This is a genomic window from Bradyrhizobium pachyrhizi (genome assembly GCF_001189245.1).
GTDB classification, from domain to species: Bacteria; Pseudomonadota; Alphaproteobacteria; order Rhizobiales; family Xanthobacteraceae; genus Bradyrhizobium; species Bradyrhizobium pachyrhizi.
The window spans coordinates 49,602-51,433 of record NZ_LFIQ01000079.1; the positions used below are offsets into that span (position 1 = coordinate 49,602).

Consider the following 1,832-nt stretch of genomic DNA (forward strand, 5'->3'; position numbering starts at 1 on the left):
ATCGGCTGCGATCACCTGCACCGGCTTGCCTTTTACCTTGCCGCCGTAATCGGCGACCGCCATCTCGACGGCGGCGACCGAGCCCTTGCCGGTGGCGTCCGCATAGAGGCTCGACATGTCGGTGAGCACGCCGATCTTGACGACATCGTCGGAGATCTGGGCGTTCGCCGCGGTCGCTGAGACCGCGAGCGCGAGGCCGGCCGCCGCTGCGGCCAAGAGTGTTTTCATCGTGTTTTTCTCCCTGACTTTTTCGTTGAGGGTTGCTTCCACCGGGGCGTTCTAGCCGCTGCGGCAAGCTGTCGCAAAGACGACTTTTTGAGCATGGGCAGGGCAGGGGCGGATGGAACGCGCGAGCGGAGGGCCTTGTTACCTCGCCCCGCTTGCGGGGAGAGGTCGGATTGCGCGGCAATCCGGGTGAGGAGGCACAGGTCTCGCTGCGCCGGTCAGAGCGCCGGTAACGCGGTGACGGCGGCCTTGATGGTGCCGTCGGTTTCCACGATCACCCGCAACGTCTTGGAATCGAAGTCGATCCCGGCCAGCCGGATGCTGTTGACCTCGGCGTCGACGCGGATGCCTTCCTCGTTCTTCTGCAGGTCGGCGATGGCGGCGGCGACCTTGCGCTGCGCGTTGGTCGCGAATGGCTTCAGGTCGACCACCAGCCGGTCGTTGAGGGTCTGCTGCATGTGCGGGATCGCCGCGCGCGCGGCGGCGCCGAGCAGGCCGAACGCGGCCTCGGATTCCACCGCCAGCTCGACGTCGGTCAGCCGCAGCGTCTGCGACGGCTGGTCGAGCCGCGGCCGGCCCCAGATGTGCACGGTCGCCTCGGCGCCCAGCCCGAACCAGCTGGCCTTTTCCTTGGCGTGCACCAGGAGTGAGATCAGAAGCCGGTCGCCGGAGGCGGCGATGCTCGCGCTCTTGACGGTCACGTCGACCGGACCGGAGCCGTCCTCGGGGAAGGTCTTGCCCTTGAGCTGCGCCTCGACCAGCTGGCTCAGCGTGGTGAAGGACAGGTCGACCGGCAGGCCGATCGCGACCTGGCTCGCCATCGGCGGCACGATCGAGAGTTTTTCGGGGAACGGGCAGTTCGGGGTGGTCTGTGCCTCCGTGATCCGCGTTTCGGCCTCGATCCCCATCGTCAGGATCAGCGAGGACGCATCGACCTTCGGCTGCGCGGCGATCGCGCGGGTCGGTCGCAGCTCGAGCCACATCGGCGGCATCGAGGTGGTGCCGCCGGTGCCTTGCAGCGGGATCGAGCGGCAGGCCTTGGCCCATTGCGCGCGGGCGTTGTTCTGGAACACCGGGTCGTTGTGCAATCGGGCCTCGACCTCGGCAATCTGGTCGGCGACCGCCTTGTCGATGACAGGCTTGACCTGGGCCGGCACGCTGATGCGGACGCCGGCCGTCGACAGGCTGGTGTCGCCGAGATTGACCTGTGCCTGCAGGTTCGGCTCGATCCGCCAGGATGCGCCGAGCTTCGGGCGCGCGGTGAGGGTGACGTTGCCCTTGATCTCGGCGTTGGCGTTGATGTTCTTGATGTTCACGGCGCCGATCTGCTTGGCGACATTGCCGCCGAGCAGGCTGCCGAGCGCGTCGTTGACCGCGCCGGTTGCCTTGGCGGACAACGCGCCGGTGACCTTGAGCGTGCCGTTGATCGGGGTGGTCAGCGTCAGCACGTCCTGCGCGCCGGTGGCCGCGATCGGCCCGCGCGATGCGGTCCAGCCGATGTCGGCATTTTGCAGGATTTGCTGGACCGGGTTGTCGGCCTTGCCGCCGAACGTCTTCGGCGCGCCGCGTTCGGCGGCGTCGCGGATCGCCGACAGCGCGACCGAGAC

General features: G+C 68.0%; 2 protein-coding genes. Both read right to left on the reverse strand.

The genetic code is table 11. The features are described 5' to 3' along the window. Positions 1-228, reverse strand: a 228-nt coding sequence (locus AKL29_RS44970) for an ABC transporter substrate-binding protein (protein ID WP_244482112.1), incomplete at its 3' end; no start/stop codon positions are given. A gap of 215 nt (positions 229-443) precedes the next feature. Then, on the reverse strand, positions 444-1,832 hold a 1,389-nt coding region (locus AKL29_RS17510; protein WP_244482114.1), incomplete at its 5' end, for a DUF4403 family protein.